Annotated in this window: 23 protein-coding genes; 15 read left to right on the plus strand and 8 right to left on the minus strand. The window is 32.9% G+C overall.

The features are described 5' to 3' along the window. The first annotated feature begins 31 nt into the window (after nucleotides 1-31). The 3 genes from CLU97_RS05565 to CLU97_RS05575 all read left to right on the plus strand — a co-directional run bounded on the left by CLU97_RS05565 (nucleotide 32) and on the right by CLU97_RS05575 (nucleotide 2,439). Complete coding sequence (locus CLU97_RS05565) at nucleotides 32-772, plus strand: carboxymuconolactone decarboxylase family protein (RefSeq protein WP_121487044.1); 741 nt, start codon at nucleotides 32-34, stop codon at nucleotides 770-772. Between the two features lie 120 nt (nucleotides 773-892). Further along, complete coding sequence (locus CLU97_RS05570) at nucleotides 893-1,891, plus strand: alpha/beta hydrolase (RefSeq protein WP_121487045.1); 999 nt, start codon at nucleotides 893-895, stop codon at nucleotides 1,889-1,891. Between the two features lie 86 nt (nucleotides 1,892-1,977). Further along, on the plus strand, nucleotides 1,978-2,439 hold the full coding sequence (locus CLU97_RS05575; RefSeq protein WP_121487046.1) for a cupin domain-containing protein: 462 nt from the start codon (nucleotides 1,978-1,980) through the stop codon (nucleotides 2,437-2,439). 313 nt (nucleotides 2,440-2,752) lie between these two features. On the opposite strand, the gene CLU97_RS05585 is transcribed toward CLU97_RS05575, so the two are convergent. After that, nucleotides 2,753-3,706, minus strand: a complete 954-nt coding sequence (locus CLU97_RS05585; protein WP_183084523.1) for a beta-1,6-N-acetylglucosaminyltransferase — start codon at nucleotides 3,704-3,706, stop codon at nucleotides 2,753-2,755. Nucleotides 3,707-4,145: 439 nt separating this feature from the next. Here CLU97_RS05585 and CLU97_RS05590 point away from each other — a divergent pair, with 439 nt between their 5' ends. From CLU97_RS05590 to CLU97_RS05600, 3 genes are all read left to right on the plus strand, one after another. Then, a complete protein-coding gene (locus CLU97_RS05590; RefSeq protein ID WP_183084629.1) occupies nucleotides 4,146-5,264 on the plus strand; it encodes a DEAD/DEAH box helicase in 1,119 nt (372 codons plus the stop codon). A gap of 51 nt (nucleotides 5,265-5,315) precedes the next feature. Next, nucleotides 5,316-5,510 (plus strand): cold-shock protein, encoded by a 195-nt coding sequence (locus tag CLU97_RS05595; RefSeq protein ID WP_121487049.1) that lies wholly within the window; start codon nucleotides 5,316-5,318, stop codon nucleotides 5,508-5,510. Nucleotides 5,511-5,748: 238 nt separating this feature from the next. After that, nucleotides 5,749-6,207: a MaoC family dehydratase gene (locus CLU97_RS05600; protein WP_121489662.1), complete on the plus strand. Its 459-nt coding sequence runs from the start codon at nucleotides 5,749-5,751 to the stop codon at nucleotides 6,205-6,207. A gap of 91 nt (nucleotides 6,208-6,298) precedes the next feature. Here the strand turns inward: CLU97_RS05600 and CLU97_RS05605 are convergent, their stop codons facing one another. From CLU97_RS05605 to CLU97_RS05620, 4 genes are all read right to left on the minus strand, one after another. Beyond that, nucleotides 6,299-6,562, minus strand: a complete 264-nt coding sequence (locus CLU97_RS05605; protein ID WP_121487050.1) for a heme oxygenase — start codon at nucleotides 6,560-6,562, stop codon at nucleotides 6,299-6,301. Nucleotides 6,563-6,629: 67 nt separating this feature from the next. Next, a complete protein-coding gene (locus tag CLU97_RS05610; RefSeq protein WP_147436449.1) occupies nucleotides 6,630-7,403 on the minus strand; it encodes a hypothetical protein in 774 nt (257 codons plus the stop codon). A gap of 218 nt (nucleotides 7,404-7,621) precedes the next feature. Then, nucleotides 7,622-7,960 (minus strand): cupin domain-containing protein, encoded by a 339-nt coding sequence (locus CLU97_RS05615; RefSeq protein WP_183084524.1) that lies wholly within the window; start codon nucleotides 7,958-7,960, stop codon nucleotides 7,622-7,624. Nucleotides 7,961-8,098: 138 nt separating this feature from the next. Next, entirely contained in the window at nucleotides 8,099-8,317 is a 219-nt protein-coding gene (locus CLU97_RS05620) for a hypothetical protein (protein WP_034692169.1), read from the minus strand. 464 nt (nucleotides 8,318-8,781) lie between these two features. On the opposite strand from CLU97_RS05620, the gene CLU97_RS05625 reads away from it, so the two are divergent. Further along, nucleotides 8,782-9,879: a calcium:proton antiporter gene (locus CLU97_RS05625; RefSeq protein WP_121487053.1), complete on the plus strand. Its 1,098-nt coding sequence runs from the start codon at nucleotides 8,782-8,784 to the stop codon at nucleotides 9,877-9,879. Between the two features lie 44 nt (nucleotides 9,880-9,923). On the opposite strand, the gene CLU97_RS05630 is transcribed toward CLU97_RS05625, so the two are convergent. The 3 genes from CLU97_RS05630 to CLU97_RS24180 are packed head-to-tail and all read right to left on the minus strand — an operon-like array spanning nucleotide 9,924 to nucleotide 13,397. After that, complete coding sequence (locus CLU97_RS05630; RefSeq protein ID WP_228437536.1) at nucleotides 9,924-12,191, minus strand: glycosyltransferase; 2,268 nt, start codon at nucleotides 12,189-12,191, stop codon at nucleotides 9,924-9,926. A 45-nt stretch (nucleotides 12,192-12,236) separates the two neighbouring features. Then, complete coding sequence (locus CLU97_RS05635) at nucleotides 12,237-13,265, minus strand: pesticidal protein Cry7Aa (RefSeq protein WP_121487055.1); 1,029 nt, start codon at nucleotides 13,263-13,265, stop codon at nucleotides 12,237-12,239. Next, nucleotides 13,266-13,397 carry a hypothetical protein gene (locus tag CLU97_RS24180; RefSeq protein ID WP_262689558.1) on the minus strand — a complete coding sequence of 44 codons (132 nt, stop codon included), beginning with the start codon at nucleotides 13,395-13,397 and terminating at the stop codon, nucleotides 13,266-13,268. It abuts the gene before it with no gap. Nucleotides 13,398-13,561: 164 nt separating this feature from the next. Between CLU97_RS24180 and CLU97_RS05640 the strand changes: the two genes are divergently transcribed. The 8 genes from CLU97_RS05640 to CLU97_RS05685 all read left to right on the plus strand — a co-directional run bounded on the left by CLU97_RS05640 (nucleotide 13,562) and on the right by CLU97_RS05685 (nucleotide 20,027). After that, complete coding sequence (locus CLU97_RS05640; RefSeq protein ID WP_228437538.1) at nucleotides 13,562-14,122, plus strand: helix-turn-helix domain-containing protein; 561 nt, start codon at nucleotides 13,562-13,564, stop codon at nucleotides 14,120-14,122. Between the two features lie 501 nt (nucleotides 14,123-14,623). Continuing rightward, the gene (locus tag CLU97_RS05645; protein WP_228437540.1) at nucleotides 14,624-14,893 is read left to right on the plus strand and encodes a heme oxygenase; all 270 of its coding nucleotides are present in this window, start codon (nucleotides 14,624-14,626) and stop codon (nucleotides 14,891-14,893) included. A gap of 55 nt (nucleotides 14,894-14,948) precedes the next feature. Next, nucleotides 14,949-15,443 carry a CinA family protein gene (locus CLU97_RS05650; RefSeq protein WP_121487058.1) on the plus strand — a complete coding sequence of 165 codons (495 nt, stop codon included), beginning with the start codon at nucleotides 14,949-14,951 and terminating at the stop codon, nucleotides 15,441-15,443. A 608-nt stretch (nucleotides 15,444-16,051) separates the two neighbouring features. Further along, nucleotides 16,052-16,252, plus strand: coding sequence for a beta-1,6-N-acetylglucosaminyltransferase (locus CLU97_RS05665; RefSeq protein ID WP_147436450.1), 201 nt, complete (start codon nucleotides 16,052-16,054; stop codon nucleotides 16,250-16,252). 588 nt (nucleotides 16,253-16,840) lie between these two features. Further along, complete coding sequence (locus CLU97_RS05670; RefSeq protein ID WP_147436451.1) at nucleotides 16,841-17,413, plus strand: hypothetical protein; 573 nt, start codon at nucleotides 16,841-16,843, stop codon at nucleotides 17,411-17,413. Between the two features lie 53 nt (nucleotides 17,414-17,466). Further along, nucleotides 17,467-18,354 carry a helix-turn-helix transcriptional regulator gene (locus CLU97_RS05675; protein ID WP_121487062.1) on the plus strand — a complete coding sequence of 296 codons (888 nt, stop codon included), beginning with the start codon at nucleotides 17,467-17,469 and terminating at the stop codon, nucleotides 18,352-18,354. 746 nt (nucleotides 18,355-19,100) lie between these two features. Beyond that, nucleotides 19,101-19,295 carry a hypothetical protein gene (locus CLU97_RS05680; protein ID WP_147436452.1) on the plus strand — a complete coding sequence of 65 codons (195 nt, stop codon included), beginning with the start codon at nucleotides 19,101-19,103 and terminating at the stop codon, nucleotides 19,293-19,295. Nucleotides 19,296-19,346: 51 nt separating this feature from the next. Further along, complete coding sequence (locus CLU97_RS05685; RefSeq protein ID WP_121487064.1) at nucleotides 19,347-20,027, plus strand: hypothetical protein; 681 nt, start codon at nucleotides 19,347-19,349, stop codon at nucleotides 20,025-20,027. Nucleotide 20,028: the final 1 nt, after the last annotated feature.

The raw sequence follows: 20,028 nt of genomic DNA on the forward strand, positions 1-20,028 counted from the left end.
TGTAGTTGAATTAAACTTTAAAAGTAAAATAATGAAACAATTGAAGTATTTCATTTTAATCATCCAGATAATGAGTGTTTCACTTTTTGTAACTGATATGAAAGCACAACAATTAACAACACCAAGTAATCATTTAAGTGAAAAAGATAAAAGTACCATTGCTATTTCCTCATTTACAGCGCAAGGTAAATTGAAAGAATTAAAAGGTAGTTTAAATTCCGGTCTTGATTCGGGTCTGACTATTAATGAAATAAAGGAAATTTTGGTACATACCTATGCTTATTGTGGTTTTCCGAGAAGCATAAGAGGTTTACAGACTTTTATGGAAGTTCTTGATGAAAGAAAGACAAAAGGTATTAATGATGTTGTTGGAAAAGAAGCTTCTATTGTTGATAGTGAAAACAACAAGTATGAACGTGGAAAGGAAATTCTTGGTCAACTTACCCAAGCAAAGCAACCTGACAAACTTTCAGGCTATTCAGCATTTGCACCGACAATAGATACATTTCTAAAGGAACATCTGTTTGCGGATATTTTTGATAGGGATGTTTTGACTTATGTACAAAGAGAATTGGTGACAATTTCTGTAATCAGTGCTATTGGTGATGCTGAACCAATGTTGCAATCTCATTTAGGCATCTCATTAAACGTTGGATGGTCACCACAGCAGTTGAATGAATTTGTTACTGTTGTCAGTTCTACTCTTAGTAAAGAAAAATCAAATGCAGCAAAAGTAGTTTTGGATCAGGTTTTAAAAAACAGATCAAAATAAGCTGCTAAATATTAAAAAAATGAAAAAGATAACAATGTCAATAACGGCATTAATAATTATGGCAACAAGCTTTAATATTAATGCGCAAACAAAAATAATACTCAAACCAAAAAACCAAAAATGGAAAAAATTGAAGTAATCCAACATAATAATCCTTTCGGACTGGTTTATGATGATGCGATCACAGAAAATGTATCAGGAAAAGTGAATATCCATCCGGTAAAATATAAATTGAATGGAATTGATATTGCAGCCAATGTTTACACGCCTGCCAATTATGATCCTTCAAAAAAATATGCAGCAATCACTGTTGCACATCCAAATGGAGGTGTTAAGGAACAGACAGCAGGTCTTTATGCACAGCGTTTGGCGGAAGCTGGTTATATTACAATTGCTGCGGATGCATCTTATCAGGGAGCAAGTGGGGGAGAGCCTCGTCACACCGATAAACCTTTTTACAGAACAGAAGATATTCACGGAATGGCAGATTTTATTTCCCAATATCCTGGAGTTGATACCAATCGAATCGGCGCATTCGGAATTTGTGGTGGTGGAGGGTATACTTTGAAAGCCACTCAATCTGACAAAAGATTTAAAGCGGTTGCTACTTTAAGTATGTTTAACTCTGGTGAAGTACGAAAAAACGGATTTCAGAATGTAGGATTAAATACGATTCAGGAACGTTTAAAACAAGCTTCTGATGCAAGAGCACAGGAAGCTGCGGGTGGTGAAATTCTTTATTCCGGTGTGGCAAGCATTACCGATGAAGAAATTGAAAAAATTACTACTGACCTTTATCGCGAAGGATACATTTATTATTACAGAACCAATGCACATCCCAATTCAACATTTCTATATCCAACCAGTAGTTTATTGGATTTAATGACCTGGGATGCTACCGAAAATATTGATCTGATCAATCAGCCTCTATTAATGATGGCAGGCAGCAAAGCAGATACGAAATATATGACAGATGAAGCGTTTCCAAAAGCAGTAAATGCAAAAGGGAAAGAACTATTTATCATTGATGGTGCGACACATATCCAAACGTATTGGAGACCTGAATATGTAGAAAAAGCAGCGAAAAAACTGACTGAATTTTTTGGAAAAAATCTATAAAAAGCTGAAAGTTTTAATATTAAGTGTGGCAAGGCAAATTATAACAAGCCTTCTTTTATTAAAGAATTAAGATTAAATATTTAAATATGAAACCAATAGTTACATTACTTTTATCAATATTAATTGTATCAAGCTGTTGTAGTAAATCCACATTGGAAAGAGCAAGGACTAATATTTTTCCTAAGGGGGAAAAAGTAACCAATAACAATTTTACAGGCAACGTTTGGCTGCAAATGCTGGGACAGGACGAACAGACACTTAATACGGGTGTGGGTAATGTAACTTTTGAACCCGGAGCGAGAACTAAATGGCATCTTCATCCCGGTGGACAAATTATCCTTGTAACTGATGGGATAGGATATTATCAGGAAAAAGGGCAGCCGAAAAAGATTTTACATAAAGGAGATGTTATCAAATGTCCTGCAAATGTTGAGCATTGGCACGGTGCAAGTGAAAATTCATATTTCGTTCAGATTGCAGTCACTGATAATAAGAAGGGCTCGGTAGAATGGTTACAACCTGTGACAGAAGAAGAGTATCATAAGTAATGGAAATGGGGAAGATTTTTAATAGATAATTATTAACCAATCAAAAATAAATTTTATGAAAAGCAAACCTCAATTATTTTCTGTAGCCATTATAATATTCAATTTGGAAGTTTTTAGTCAGGTAAAAAGATATATTATTAATAAAATATTTTGCGATTGATAACCAGGAGTATTCCTAGATTTTGCAGTTTTTTAATTGTTCTTTTCTGCGATATATTTGTATAAATCTAACAGTATTGGGGATTATCTTTTAGCATTAAATCAAATACCTTGTGTACAGTTCCTAATTTATTTTCAAGTGTACAAAGTTTTCTTATGACCATTTGCCGTTTTGATCATTTCTCTTAAGTTCTCTTTCAACTTCATTAATTTCAGTTAAAGGAAGAAGATAAGTGTCATTAATATATTTTAGAATATTTTTATTTGTTTTATCATCTATTTTTCTAATGAAAAGGTTATTGGAGGATTTTAGGGTTTCTATGAAGTTGTCAGCATATTGGTCTTTACTAAAAAAAGTTTTTTCAATGACTGCTCTTTTATCATCATTCACAATAATATCACTAAAGGCTGTGTTGAGGAGTACTGTCTGGAAAAATGATTCAGCTGGTAAAAGAGTGTGAAGGTAATAATCTTCAAAATCCATTACCCTTTTATTATTGGTTAAAAATACACAGGTTTCTCTTGTAAGGATAAACCACTTCCCTCCAATATAAGGTATAACTTCCTTCATAAATTCTCTTTTATAAATAAATGAAGATATTTTATGGGTTAGCTCTGTAAAATGATTTTGTATCCTTTGCAGTGTATCAGGCCTGTAAAATTTCTGGTCATAATAAAAAAGATAGTTTCTTCCGTTATTAACGGTAAGGAATTGACGTATAATATTTTGTGACTTGAGTGGGAAGTCTTCACCACTCAGGTTGATAAAATAATCCCAGTCATGACTTACATTCAAAAGATATTCCATCGCATTAAGTTCAGCCTGGATCATACTAAATCCTCCGGACACAATATTCATGCTTTCCAAAATATACACATTGGGGAAGTGTATTAAATATAATTGTATTTCTTCTGTAAATTCCGCTTTTGCTTTCCGGTCGATATGAATAAGATAAAATTGATCCCTTGTATAAATTTTCTGAAACATCTCTTTAAATGAGTCAGGTCTATGATGGATCATAATAAAGTAAGCTATCGTCACCTGCGGAGCTGAATGCAGATCGGTAGTTTGGGAATGGGGATGAGTTATAGGAAATGAAGTTTGCATGGGAGTAAAATTAAAAATCATCCGCAAAGGCAAACAATTCAGTTTATGTGCGTAAGCTACGAATATATTTTTGATAATCAGTTAATTAAAATCACTGTTACCTAATTGTTTTATTGTATATTTGCAATGCATTTATAAAACAGGTTTCTGCCTTTGCCATTCTGTATTAGTTTAAACTCACCATTTTTTCTTTCAGTTTTTGCTTTTTCAGCCACCCAATTATCAATCGGGTTTCGAATGTGAAAACACTCCACAAGTCTTTTCATCCTAGAATGATACGTTATTGCAGGCTCATGAATACTACACAGGTAATTTATCGGAAGTTAAGCAAGTAAAATGATGAAAAGAAAAGAATTTCTTTGTTCATCATTATGATACACCAATTCAAATTCTGAAAAGGGAATTTGCTTACAAAATATCGGGAAGACCGAAAATTATGATGAGTTTCAAAAATTTAAATTTAATCAATCCTATTATCCGTGCTGTAACAGAAGCAGGGTATTCTAAGCCAACTGAAATACAGTATACAGCAATACCCCATATTCTTGCAGGAAAAGATATTATAGGATGTGCCCAGACAGGTACAGGAAAAACGGCAGCATTTGCAATGCCTATTCTTCAGCTGTTAAAAAAATATACCCCTGATCATAAAGAGATCAGAACATTAATACTTACACCGACCCGGGAATTAGCAATACAGATTGAAGAGAATTTTGCTGTGTACAGCAAATATTTACCTTTATCACAGCTTTCTATTTATGGAGGAGTTTCAGCAGGTGGTCAGCTTGCGGCTCTTAGGAAAAGAGTAGATATTCTGGTGGCTACACCCGGCAGATTACTGGATTTGGTTACTCAAAGACATATTGATCTTTCTAAAATAGAAATATTTGTTTTGGATGAAGCAGACAGAATGCTTGACATGGGGTTTATCAATGATGTCAAAAAAGTTTTAAAGCTGATTCCCCAGAAAAGGCAGACCTTATTTTTTTCGGCCACAATGCCTTCAGGTATAAGAAAATTTGCGGAAACAATTCTGAATAATCCGGTAGAGGTTACTGTAACTCCGGTATCTTCAACCGCACAAACGGTGAAACAATCCGTTTATTTTGTGGAAAAAAGAGATAAGACGGGTTTGTTGATTGATTTATTGCAAAATGGAAATATGAGGTGTTCACTGATTTTTACCCGTACTAAGCATGTTGCCAATAAGCTGGTACAGCAATTGGACGGAGTAGGGATTTTTGCTGCAGCGATTCATGGGAACAAATCTCAGACCGCAAGACAGAATGCACTTGATGATTTTAAAAGCAGTAAGATTAAAGTATTGGTAGCTACAGATATTGCCGCCAGAGGAATTGATATTGATGATCTTCCTCATGTAGTAAACTATGAGCTTCCCAATATTCCGGAAACGTATGTCCACAGGATCGGAAGAACCGGAAGGGCAGGAACGGAAGGTACCGCTATTTCGTTTTGCGATACCGATGAGCGTTTAGATCTTAAAAATATTCAAAAACTGATAGGATTCACAATGCCGGTCAGATCATTTTATAAATAAAATCTGTAGAGTTTACAGAAAACAATAAATAATTTTTTAATAATAATTACAATGCAACAAGGCACAGTAAAATTTTTCAATGAAGCAAAAGGCTTCGGATTTATTTCTCCTACAGACGGGAGTAAGGATATATTTGTACATTCTTCAGGATTAGATACAAGAGAAATCCGTGAAAATGATAAAGTCGTTTTCGATGTACAAAAGAGTGATAAAGGGTTAAATGCGGTTAATGTAAAATTGGCGTAATTAAGCTTTAATATCATCTGTTTGAAATAAATATTATTTTCAATTTCAGTATCATATTTTTATATTTTTTACAATTGAAATCCAAAACCTTTGGTATCTGGATATATTGTTTGAAAGGACATTAATGTAAGTTAGATTACTTTTTATTTTCATAATGTTCATTTGCCTCTCACATAACGTGAGAGGTTTTTTCAAGAAAAAATTCCAGTCAGCTTGTTATAAAAACAAAGACAATAGAATGATGATCATCAATAATTTTACAGAATATAAAGCTTTGGAAGGTCAAATGGTCGGATTTTCTGACTGGCATACCATAGACCAGAATCAAATCAACAGATTTGCAGAGGCAACCTTAGATGACCAGTGGATTCATGTCAATGAGGAAAAGGCAAAAAAAGAAGGCCCTTTTACATCAACTATTGCTCATGGCTATTTGCTTTTATCGCTGATCCCTTATCTCTGGAAACAAATTGCTGAGGTGAGAAACGTGAAAATGGAAATCAATTATGGAATTGATAATCTTAAATTTGGCCAGGCTGTTCATGTAAATAGCGATGTGAAACTACAGGCTACTGTGAAATCGGTGACAGATCTCAGAGGAACTATAAAAGTAGTGGTGGAAGCTAAGCTTCTTATAAGAAATCATGCGAAACCTGCCTATACAGGGGATGTAATTTTTCTATATCATTTTTTATAATAAGAAGCCAGATTAAAAAGATTAAAATATGGGAAGTCCCCAATATCTTACTGTTTGGATTATGATACTAATATTTGATTAAATAACTTTTTCATATAAAATCATAGTGATCCAGTCTTATCACAAAATAATGTTCAATTGTTTTTTGAGCTTTTTTGCACATTGATAAAAGATCATTTCCTGATGTATTGTCAAAACTAAAGTCATCATAGGTTTTTACGACATATTCGGTTACTATTTCAATATTCATTAAATCAATTTCCGTTACATCGGTTTTCAACCTATGTTCTTCTTTGAAGAAAGGAATTTTACGGAAAATAGAATCGTTAAATCGAAAGAGATGTATTGTTTTCATTGCAAAAATATTTAATAAAATAAAAAATTTAGATTGAGGTTCATTAAGAAAGATTATCTTTCATTTTCTAGCTGATCCCTCTTTTGGATAAAATACGTTCTGATGGTAATGAGTACATACCACCTGAAAGGAAGTATAATAAGCTGTTCCAAAAATTATTTTTTCTGTAGAATTCATGACTATAGTTAGTTAATACTTTTAAATATTCGTGTTCATATTCTTTTGCTTCCGGTAGTGTGTAGTTTTTTGGAATATCTTTAATAATATCTATAATATTTTGGTTGAAGATTTTAGGTGAATATTTTTCTATAAAGTCCAATTCAGGCCTGCACATCCCGATAAGTGGAGTGAGTAAAGAAAAAATTTCATCGTAAAAGTTACAAATATTTACTTTCCAAGATAATCTTTCTTCTTCCGGTAAAATCTGAATAGCCAACAGAATGAGTTTTTTATGGCTCACTTCCATTTCATCTGTATAGACTTTGTTTTGCTGCCAGAATAGGAGTGAATTGATTTTATTTTTTTTAATAATATTTTCCAGTATATATTCAAACTGGATTCTAATATATTTTATATTTCCGCTCAGGTTCTCTAAAACAGACTGCCACAGGTTATGCTGGCTTAAACTGCAGTATGTGCTAAATATCAATCTTGATTTATTAATAAGCTGCTGTAATTCTTTTAACATTCTAAGAATTTCTTTAGCATCTCTTTCTAAGGTGATGTTTGTATTTCGTAGATAGAACAGCGAGGTGAACTGTGAGTAATAGGCTCTTCTTGAAATGTTTTTTTTATTTCTGAGTCCCAATTTGCTCTTTGGATGCTTAGTTAAATTTTTCATCAGAATTTTATTGTAAGTCATTTTTCTTGATAGTCCTTTTTTTAAAGGATTTTTGTTGTATTTTAAGAGGAATAAGGTACTGTTTTAGATCTCTGATTGTTATATTTTTCTCTACAAAAGGAAAAATAGTGTTGTTTCGTCTAAAAGCTTATATAGTTCAGGAAATTCTTTTTGAATTTCAGCTGTTTTTTTTAAATATCTTTGATACGGTACTCAGATTATTCATAGCCGCTTTTTATTATTGTTACGATCATCTTAAAGCGCTTATTTCCTTTTACCGAATGAGATTTGTGGGCAGGAATGATAATGCATTCACCTCCTTCCATGAAGTAAGAAGCTCCGTCTATAATGATTTCTGCTTTGCCTTCAATGATCTGTACAACAGTGTCAAAAGGAGAAATCTTTTCAGATAACCCTTCTTTGTCATCAAAAGATAAAATACTGATATTGCCGGTCAGCTTTTCCAGTATTTTTTTGCTGACTACAGAATTTGGAATGTAATCTACAATCTGGCTGGTAATATAGACTTTCGATTTTTCAAGTTCTCTATGATTCATCACAGTGGGTTTAAACATAAAAAGAGCAGATGGTATTGTAAATAAAAGGGACAGAACTGTCTAATATTCCATCCCTTTTACAGTAAAACTTTTGATAAATATATTTTTTCATTGGCTTTAACTGTCCTTGAAAACAATTTATGAAAGATTGATTTCTTTGATAATATTGAGAACTTCTTCACGGTTTTTTCTTAATCTGTTTCCGATTCTTTCTAGCATTTCCCTTTCTTTCCCTTCTTCAAGTTTCAGATCGTGGTCCGTTAATGTTGAAAATTTTTCTTTCAGTTGTTTTGACTGCTCAATCCAGGCTCCAGGAGTTTTGAAAAATTTGTCGCCTTTGTTTTGGTTTGTGTCCATAAGGTGGATTTTAGTGTAACTTCATTGCTACCATACAAAGATGGGTGTTTAATAATCTATTGTATTACAGATTGTTTCTTTTATGTTGCACATATCACACTTTTACAAAATTCCAGCTTCTTTTTAAGAATATGTAAGACGGTTGATCATAAAAACAGCGGCTTTGATGATTATTTATGAAGTAATGGTGATTTTTGATCCTTAGGACATGATTACAAACCTAAATACTACTATATAATTCCAAATAAGTGATTAATTAATCGTATCTTGCTGAATAACTACATTGAACTGATGATCCGGGGGCCTAAGTTCCGACCTATTCACTTTTTTCATTATTTGATATTTCCAGTATAACCTCTCTAGTCTGCTTCAAATCATTTATAGAAACTGTTTTGAAAAAGGGAATATAAATCTTGTGATTTTCTCTAAAGGACAATTCAATTGTAAAAAATATTATTGTTTTTATGAATATAAAAAAATATTTATGGATGTGGACTTTTTTAGTTCCTATCTTGGCGTGGCTTTCTTATGTTGGAAACACTGTTTTTTCTTCAGGGTATTATTCTGTGATTCTTGCTTTATTTTTGATGGGGAGTGTTTTGGCAGCGGTGTATCATTCCGAAGTTATTGCCCATCGCCTGGGAGAGCCATTTGGAACCTTGCTTCTTGCATTTGCCATCACGGTAATAGAAGTAGGGCTTATTATTTCTATTATGATGGGAGCAAAAGGCTTAGAAACCATTACCCTTGCCAGAGATACAGTTTTTGCAGCAGTGATGATAATCCTTACCGGAATCATTGGGGGCTGTATTGTGATAGGTTCCTTAAGATACAGAGAACAGAGCTTTACATTACAAGGGGTAAGTACGGCACTCATTACGCTTACGTCAGTTATTATTTTTGTGCTTATTCTGCCTAATTATACGGTAAGTCATCTCGGAGGCGAATATACATCCTTTCAATTGCTTTTTATCGCCTTGATTTCTTTAGGACTTTATCTCGGATTTACTATGATCCAAACGTTTAGACATCGAAGCTTTTTCATTTCTCCACAAAATAAACTATCCAAAAATCAGTCTATACAAAGTAATCATGAAGTGATTTCCAGAAAACAATTGTATATCAGTTGTATATTGTTAATATTATCCCTGGGAATAGTCGTTTTACTGGCAAAGCTTCTTTCAAAGGATGTTGAGCATATAGTGGTTTCCGCAGGTGCCCCAAAATCTCTTGTAGGGATCATTATTGCAGGTATTGTTCTTCTTCCGGAAGGACTGGCTGCATTCAGGGCTGCGAAAAGCGATGAGATCCAAACTTCATTAAATCTGGCTTTTGGTTCTGCTTTGGCTAGTATTGGGCTAAGTATTCCTGCCATAGCTATTATATCTGTAATAACCGGTATAAGAATGACATTAGGAATAGATATTAAATCAACAATACTTTTAGGGCTGTCGCTTTTTATTATTACTGTTTCACTGGCAACGGGCAGAACCAATATTATGCAGGGAATTGTACTGATCGCTATATTTTTAATTTATCTTTTTATTACAATCGTACCATAAATTACTGTGTATTAATATCTAAATATAGCGATAGTTAAGGGCTGTTATTTTGGAAAACAGAGCCTTGCCATGAGGTAACTGACTGTTGATTCTGCTCCCTGATTGAGATTAATATTTTTCTCTTCAAGACCGTCATAACACCCACCTGTTGCAGGGTTATAAATAATCTGATGTAAATGATTCTTTCCTAAAAACCAACTAAAAGCATTCCTCATCATCTGCAAATATTTTTCATCCTTAAAAACCTTGTAGAATGTAGATAAGGTTAGTATGGTATAAGCAACGTCAATAGGTTGTTCACCACCAATTGGTTCAGGACTATTAATCGTTTCTTTCTGCAGCCATCCTTTGTTAGATATTACTTTAATGCCTCCCTTACTAAATGTTTTAGAAAGCAAAAACTTGAATGATTCATTGGCAACCTGTTTATACATTTCGTCCTGGGTTGTAATCCACGCACACAATAAAGCTTCAGGGAGTACGCTGTTTCCATAGGTCAGGTAGCTTTCAAACCAATGCCAGTCTTTATGTTTCTCATGCTGATACATTTTTACCAGTCTGTTAGCCAGCTTTTTCAATAATGGAATATTGTTTTCAGAGTTTTGATAATGCAATCCCTTTATAATAAAAGCCATTGCACGGGTAGAATGAATTTTATCAATAGACGGAAGACTTTTTTCAATGATGGACTCTGCTTCATCAGAAAACAGTTGTGGTAAGATTGCTTTTATAGAAAGAAGGTACCCCAATGCCCAGATTGCCCTACCATTGGAATCTTCAAGGTTGGTTTCGTAGTTTTGTTGCGCAAATTTCTTGTCTTGATTTACATAGTTGAGAAAACTACCATCTGGTTGTTGACAAAACCTTATTACATTCAGGTAGGTTGAGATTAAGCTAAGATCAGATTCATCTCTGCTTACTTCATAATGTCTGCAGGCTACAATCAAAGCACGGGCATTATCGTCCAAAGTATACCCGGAATTGATATCAGGTTTGTTGATTTTAGAAAATTGGATCATTCCAAAATCCGTTGTCATATTTTTGATATGGCTAAGATTGATGATGGGGAATGTATAGTGTAATATCATTTTGTCTTTGTTGTATTGTTGAAATAATAAGGCATGTGAAATAGATGAATTCTCCCAGGCTGTGGGAGCCATTTTTTCCAGACTATTTGATCGTAATTTTTCCTGTGCAGTTTCATTTTTCAATAATGTATTCACGGCAGCAGCAAGCTGTTCCGGAGCTTCAAAATCAATAATGATTCCCAGGTCTTCATTTAAGACTTCCAAAGCATGAGGAATAGGGGTAGAAATAATAGGGCATCCACAGCTGATGGCATAGGAAAAAGTACCGCTTACTGCCTGATTTCTGTCTTTTGAAGTGAAAAGATAGATATTGGTAAGCTGAAGATAATCTAGCAACTCATTCAAAGGCAGATATTGGTTGATAAAGTACGTATGTTTTTCCAGATGAAGCCTCTTAATAGTATCCTGTAAAAAATCACGGTACTTCTCTCCTTCATATTTAATGATACCCGGGTGCGTCTTTCCGATAATCAGAAACATTACATCCGGATTTTGGGAAACGATTTCAGGCAGAGCTTCTAATGTGGTTTCAATATTTTTCCCAGCACCCAGTAAACCAAATGTTGAAAGTACCTTTTTATCTTTAAGTCCGTATTTTTTTTTCAGTGAAATTTTATCGATAAATGGCAGCAAATGGGTACCGTGGGGTATCACTTTAATTTTATCAGATGAAATATCATAATCATTGGTAAGGATATCCGCAGAAATACCGGTCATGACAATAATGGATTTTACGAAACGGCTGATTTCTTTTACCTTTTCTTTTAATTCCGGATCGGGTTTCGGCAGAACAGTGTGAAAAGTAATGATGAGGTCTTTCTGTAAATTTTGAAGGAAAAGGAGTAATCCGTCTTGGGTTTCGTTGAAAAATCCAAATTCATGCTGGAGCATAACCAGTTGAATCCTGTTATTTTTGTTGATTTTATCAGCCAACTCTAAATAAGATATGGCATCGGATGTATTTAAGCGATATGCTGGATCTGCTTCATATTGATAATGCTCATCCTCAGTTTCCATCGGGCAGGTAGTGATGCTAAATGATTCTCTGAATTGTAACTTAAGGGATTGTATCAAATCCTGACAATAGGTTGCAATACCACATACCTTAGGAGGAAAAGTACTTATAAAGATAACTTCAGGTTTATGATAAAATGTGTTTTTATTACTTTGTACAGATCGTCTTTTTGTCTTTTCCTCCACGTCTGATTTTATATTTTTATTCATGATGATATCTGTTTTACAGTCTGACATCCTGTATTGAATAGTCAGTTATGGTGTGTACCGTAGTAATTCTTTCAGTAATTCTGAAATACTTAAAGAAGCAACAGCAATTCTTTGATCTGCTGCTCCATAGTAAACATGGAGTGTATCTCCTTCTACGATGGCTCCGGTAGGGAAGCAGACATTGTTTACTTCTCCTTTCTGTTCCCATTCTTCTTCGGGTTTGAAAAGAGGATAAGGAAGCCTTGAAATTTCCTTTTCGGGATTAACAAGATCCAGTAGGGCAGCACATGCGCTGTAAACATACCCTTCAATAGTATCATGTACACCATGGTAGATCAAAAGCCATCCATGCTTGGTTTCTATAGGAGGGCACCCTCCGCCAATATAGCTTACTTCATGCTCATATTTAGGAGATAATACAATATGTTCTTTAAAGTGAAGGAAGTAATCTTTCCAGAAATCTGGATTCAAATCTTCAATGCTTTCTATACTTGCAATTTGGATGTCAGGTCTTATGCGATGAAGAAAATAAAGCTTACCGTTAATTCTTCTTGGGAAAAATATGACATTTTTGTCCCAAAGAAAGATCTCTTTATCTTTTTTATGAGCAGATGGGAGTTTGTTGAAACGTTTGTATTTTTCTCCTATTTCACCTTGGGACTCCGATAAAAATCTAAACTTGTTATAGGGAATTTTGGGAACAATTATCCCCTGTTTTTGCCATGAAGTAAGATCCTCTGATACGGCAAGTGTTCCCAATGCGTTAACCCCATCATAACTTGTATAGGTAATATAAAATAAATGATCAATTTTTACGATTCTTGGATCTTCAACCCCATGCTTTTCATATTCAAACTCGGGAATGATCACCGGAATGCTCAATCTTGTTTCTATGGTCTTATAATCTGATAATATACAGTATCCGATACTGGAGAAATTATTTCTGGCAAGAGCCCTGTAGAACAAGTGTATTTTTCCTCTATCCTGAATGACAGCAGGGTTTAAAACACCTTCACTCTCAAAGTCTAATGCCGTTTTTCTGAGTATAATTCCGTCTCGTTTTACAGGTACCACTTAGTTTACGTTATTTCGGGCTTCTTGTTCCTTTCCTCTTCGTTTACTCATTTTAGCCTCCCGTTTCTCTTTTGCGGATTTTGCGGGTGGAGTTTTATCTGATTTCTTTTTTCCGTCTTTTTCTTTTGACATTGTAATTTTTTTTTGTTATCTGTAAATTTCAATCATTAAAAAAGGAAAGCTTTGCAATTGTCTTTTAATTTGTTGTATAAATCATAGATATTTCGGATTTAATAGACTAACTTTGGATAAATCGCTGTTAATGAAATAATTGACGGATGTAAACAGTAAGGGAGATGAAGTTGTATATAAAATATATGGTAAGTTTGCGCTGCAAAATGGTTGTCCATCAGGAATTGGAAAAACTGGGCATTAAAAATGCTGTTGTAGATTTGGGAACAGTAGAATTATTGGATGAAATTAGCCCGGAACAAAGACAGATTCTTAAAGAAAATTTACTGAAAACCGGACTTGAGGTTTTAGATAATAAAAAAAGTATCCTGATAGAGAAAATAAAGAATGTAGTGATCGAAATGATTCATTATTCAGGTGAACTTCCAAAAGAAAATTTCTCAGATTATATAAGCGAAAAATTAGGATATGACTATACTTATCTTGCGAATACCTTTTCTGAAGTGAAAGGAATGACACTCCAGCATTTTATCATTATTAATAAAGTAGAAAAGGTAAAAGAACTGCTGTTGTATGACGAACTGAATCTTACAGAAATTTCTTACAAACTTAACTACAGCAGTGTGGCTCACCTTTCTAACCAGTTTAAAAAGATCACAGGGCTTTCTCCTTCATTTTATAAGCAGTTGAAACAAAGACGTCTTGGCAATCTGGAAGACTTATAAAAGGTGTGATATATGTAAGATTATTCCGGATATATATAGTGTAGTCTATACTGAAACAGCCATCTTTGTAGTATAATAATCAGGAATTTATCAGATCCATTAAAGTTTATATCACCATAAATAATGCAAATTTTAGACTGGAAAATATAGCGAGCAGTTGAAAGTATACATCATACATAATGCTGGTCTCCGGTATTAGAAAACATTGTAGTAGTAAAAAAGACTGGGGAAAACGAATATACACCATGATAAAATTAATAGACTTAGGGATTCTCAACTTTAATAATGAGCTTATTAAAATCTCTGTAAAATAGGTAAATCTGTTTTCAGAAGGTTTTAATTAATTAAGGATAGGAACCTCTGGTTTCTGTCCTTTTTAATCCTATTGATATATAATACATTTCATCAACTGAATCCACAAAAAAATCTGTTTGATTCGTGATTAAACACGTGTTTAAATATAAAACAGACTTTCTTATTATCATCTTAATGTTAGAAGTCATGAAAACAATACATCTTTTTCAATTTAAGAATTCCATTTCCTTAAAACATCCTTTTTTTAAGGAAGAATGCAGATTAGATAATTTAAATGATTTAATGGCTTATGATCTTATGAACACTGAAAAAATGATTGAGTTCATTATTGAGGTTCATGATGATTTTATTTTTGAGGATATGACCAGAGAAGATCTTTTGTCAATGTGCGGAAATGCAAAGGAAATGATTGAGCATTATTTTGTAACGACCATGAATGACTATGACGTTATCTGAGCATTGATTTCAGCAGCGTAAAAAGTTTTTAAAACAACATTAAATATTAGATGTCATGAAATTTCAGCAAAATTTACTTGATTATATCAGTACTTCACTCATTACAATGAATGAAACAGTATCTATAGCAGAAAGCGTAACTTCGGGATTAATACAGTTGGCTTTTTCCCAGATGCCTAATGCAAAACTGTTTTACAAAGGAGGGATAACGACTTTTACAGTACCTGAAAAAGTTAACTTTTTAGATATCAACAGGATTGAAGTTGAAGAAAATGGCTTCGAGACCCCAAAAATGGCTGATTCAATGGCTGTAAAGGTCGCTGAATCATTTGGAACAGATTGGGGAATTGCATCTACAGGATATGCTGCATCTGTAAGAAATTCAGGGTTTAAAGTGTATTCATTTTGCTCATTCTGCTATAAAGGCGAGATTGTTCTTTCTAAACGCATAGAGCTTCATAATAAGACTCAGGCATTAGATTCGCAGTTATATTATACTGAATTTATTTTAGGGTGTTATAAAAGTGCACTTAACCAAATCTTAATTTAACAGTTAATATTTCTGTTCTGTTTCAAAATTAATTCATTGATTATTAATGGTATATAAAATAAATCAGCACCAATTTAAGAAAGTTGGTGCTGATTATCATTTGTGAGCCATCCTTAGTTTACATGTACATTATACAGGTTATTAACTGCTTTTTCTAAAATTTCTCCCATTTCATTAAAGTTGGTGTTTATAAGTATGGATATCCCTGTATTTTGGTTATGATAAATTACAAACCAATTCTTCATTCCGTATATTCTTTTTTAATATTGAATTTCATCATCAACAGTCCTTCAAATTTTATTAATCAGTTCTTTCGCAATCCAGAGCTTCAGTGGGTTTATAATATTTTTATTTTATTATTTTCAATAAAAGTTGTTTATGTGAGCCAAAGCGACGGACATAGAATTGATGAAACTCCAATGAAATTAATTAGTATAGCATATTTAATTTTAGTACACCGCTTACTGAATCAATTTAAGAAGCTTTTTAAAGAAATCTACGATTCTGCTAATTTCTACCTTATACATATTGACAAAAAAGCTAATCAGGAAATTGGTAAAGATGTAAAGGATTTTTAGAACAATATCCGAACGTATATATCCTAAACAGTGAAAAATGTTATTTGGCGAAGATATAGTATGGTTCAGGCTGAGTTGGATGGTATAGAATACCTGTTGAGCATGGGTGTAAAACGGGATTATTTTATAAACCTAAGCGGGCAGGATTATCTGTTAAAATCACAAAAAATCATCAAAGAATTTTTATCGGAAAATAATGGTAAAAGCTATATTAAAATTGATAATCAGTAAAAATTAGCCCATGTGAAAAATATGGACAGAAATTTTAATTATCTAAAGTAAAAAGATTATTGAAATTGTAATAAAAAAACCTTTATCAAAATTGATAGAGGTTTTTCTATTGCTGTTAAAAACAGGTAAATCTCTCGACAAAATATCAGGAATCATCTTTACATGCTCCTTTTAATCTTGTGTTTTTGTGTAAAGGTTCTCTATATAAAATAGATCTCTAACAGTATTAGCATACTGTTAGGTGAGATCAACAAATTTTAACTATAACTTCTTCAAATTCTCAACGGGACTTGGGGCAAAAATATGAAGAAAAAGAATGAAAAAATATATAACATACAAATTATAAAATTATTTCTAACAATAGTGAATCAAAAAAAATACACTGTAGAAAATAGCAATACGATAAATTATGTGTTTTGGTTAATTTAATTAAAATGTATAATAATTTAATTATTGTTGATTTTGTATTGATTTTTCATAAAATAAAATTGTAAAATGTTAATTTAATATTTGATTAGAAGATGAAAAATAATTTTATAATATTTAATAAAAAAGTATTAATTTAGCCTATATTCAGTGAAACACATAATGAAAATTAAGTATTATAAACAGAACGGTAAGATAAGAGCACTATTTGTGTTTTTATTTATCATTTGTCATACTATGATAACAGCTCAGGCTTCAGTCCCTGAAATAGAGAAAAAAAATGCAGAAGCAAAAGGCCTTTTTAATGAAAGGAAACTTGATGAATCCCTTAAATTATCTAAAGAAGTTGTTGAAGAGTCTAAGCAGATTGAGTATTCTCAGGGAGTAGCCATTGGAAGTCTTAGAGTTGCCGTAATATATACAATAACAAAAGATCCTAACAATGGTTTACAATATGCTCGTATGGCCCAGCAAGAGGCATATACCAATGAGGATTATGAATTAAAGACAAAGATAAATAATGTTCTGGCTGCCAGTTATGTACAGTTGGAGATGACCAACGAAGCAATAAAAGCCTATAAAAGTATGGCATCAGATGCAAAAAAGATCCTGCAGCCGGAAAAAAGTCTTTTGGAAGAAAATATGGCATATCATCATTTAGCTTCGATCTATGATTTAAAAAAAAGAATGCAGATTCAGCATATTATTATTATACGAAGGTATATAATGCTTTAAAAGATAAGCCAGGTAATGATCCGAAATTAAATGCTATTTTACTAGGTGCTTCAATGTACATTAAGGAAATAAATGATAAAAAAGATAATTCTGTCAAACCTTATTCAAAAACAATACAGGAAGTCTTATCAAAAAATAATAGTCCACAGAATAATGATTCCAGTGCTATTTATACCTATAAACATTTGGCAGGGGCTTATTTCTCTGAAGGAAAATATGAAGATGCCCAGAAATATAACGAACTTTTTATCGCATGGGCAAAAAAAAGTAAAAATCTTGAAGGACTGAATTCTGCATATGATCTCAGGTACAAAATTTCAGAGAAACTCAATGATATTGCCAGATCCCAGAAAGAATTAAAAGAATATGTACAGCTAAAAGATACAATTTCTGATATTGACAAAAAGAATATTCAGGTATCATATAAAAATGTTATAAAAACTAAAGATGAAAATCTTAAGTCTGAAACTCATACGAAAAACATCTTATTCTTCTGGATCATCATCATCATAGCGTTATTTGTAGGAAGCCTGTTTTTCTTTAAGAACTTTATGAAGAAAAAACATAAAGAAAAAGTAATCGTTATCTCAAAAAAGGAATCGGAAATTAATATACTTCAATCCAAAATAAATACAGCTTTTGAAGAAGTAACTCTATTGGCGAAAACAAATTCCCCCAATTTTTTCATAAGATTTCAGGAAGTGTATCCTGAGTTTACAAAAATATTGCAGGAGATTAATCCGGGGTTAAGAACTTCTGAACTCACATTGTGTGCCTATACTTTTTTAGGTTTTAACACGAAAGATATTGCTGATTACACTTTCAAATCTGTTAATACAATCAGAAACAGAAAATATAGTCTTCGAAAAAAAATGAATATTCCTACGGAGGAGAATATGGGACTATGGTTCAGAAAACTAATGAATGAGAATTCTATATAGTATATATACATTACATTTTCTATATAAACAAGATACTCAAAGCTGAAATCAAATCCTGAACTTTCTGTTCTATTTAGAGTTTTCTGTAAAAATACTACAGGTTCAACGACCAGTGTAGGCGTTTTTCTTATTCTGGTATAGCATAAAATTAGTTGAAAACTAATATTCATAAAGATTTCAGCCAATCAAATGATTACATTTCCAGTCATTATCTCTTCTTTCTTAGTAGAGGTATAGTGTCAAAAATATCTATATTCCCAATTTCAGACTGCCTAATTTAGGGATCTACTTTTTACAGTCGAAATACTTATAAACCAATGCTCTCATTGTTGATTATTTTTTCAACCCTACAAATTAAAGCTTATAATAAAAGCGCCTGGTGGCTGATCTCAAAATCACCAATTTCCAGTAATACCTCATTTTCTTGGTAGTGATGTATTCCACAAAATAGTTCCTTTAAATGTCATGCAACAGCTGTGAATAATTTTATCGGTATCAAATCATTTAGAAAAGGAGATATAATTTCCCAAAAGAAATGTACTATTTCTAAAAAAACGTGGAATAAGGCTCAAAAAATCAATGAACGATAATTTAGCTGAATAAAATTTATATCATTGATTTTCAAATGTTTAATCTATAATGGTACACAGATGGTATCCCCTTTTTTTGTAGTCTAAAAGTGATTTATTGTTCATTTGTGGTGTTTTCGAATCCTGAGTAAAGGTTTAGAAAATACAAGCACACTGATGAAAAAAACTGAAAGAAAAATAACTGTTAAGGGAGAAGCAGGTATACCGAAAAATGAAAATAAAGATATATCTGCTGTTTTTACAGATCCTTCTTTCTCTCCTTTTTTAAGGCAGAGGGCTCTTAACAGTAAAGCATACAGATTGATTTTTCTTATGCTTAAAAGTATATCTATTATACGGCCTCCACCCTGAGTTTTTTCTAACCTTACTTTAACACATATAACAATTTAAATTTAAAATACAATGAATAAAAAATTATACCTTCCACTCTTCACACTTGCATTTGGTGTGTCTGTATATGGACAAGTTGGTATCAATACTTCAAATCCTAAAGCAACTCTTGACGTAGTAGGAGATGCTGCCAATGTTTCAAAACTGGATGGAGTTATTGCACCAAGATTAACAGGAGATCAGCTCACTGCAAAAAACTATACCACAGCACAGACTGGGGCTATTGTATATATTACTGCCGCCTCTGCTTCACCTGCAGGACAAACCGTTAACGTTACCGCTCCCGGATATTATTATTTTGATGGAAGCCTATGGAAAGGCGTTGGTGGCGGAGCAAGCACATTGACTGCTGATAATATCACGACAAAGATTGACAGTAATACCATAAAAGGCCTCTTTTTTTATATGCCAAGTATTGCTTTAGATCTTACCCAGACTTCAGGGGTAGTCAATTTATATGCAAGATACACAGCTCAGTTCGGTTTGGCTGATACAACTACTTCAGCAAAAAATCCTGCAGCTCCTGCATCTATACCCGTTTTAGCCTCCAATCAGCTCAATTATTACATCACCTATTATGATAAAACGGTGCTGTCTAATGTTCAGGTTTCCGATACAGGACAGCTGACTTATGATGTGATAGGTTCGGCAACAGATGCTACCTATGTCAATATTGTATTTGTTCAGAAATAAT

Source organism: Chryseobacterium sp. 7, assembly GCF_003663845.1.
In the GTDB taxonomy this organism is placed as follows: domain Bacteria; phylum Bacteroidota; class Bacteroidia; order Flavobacteriales; family Weeksellaceae; genus Chryseobacterium.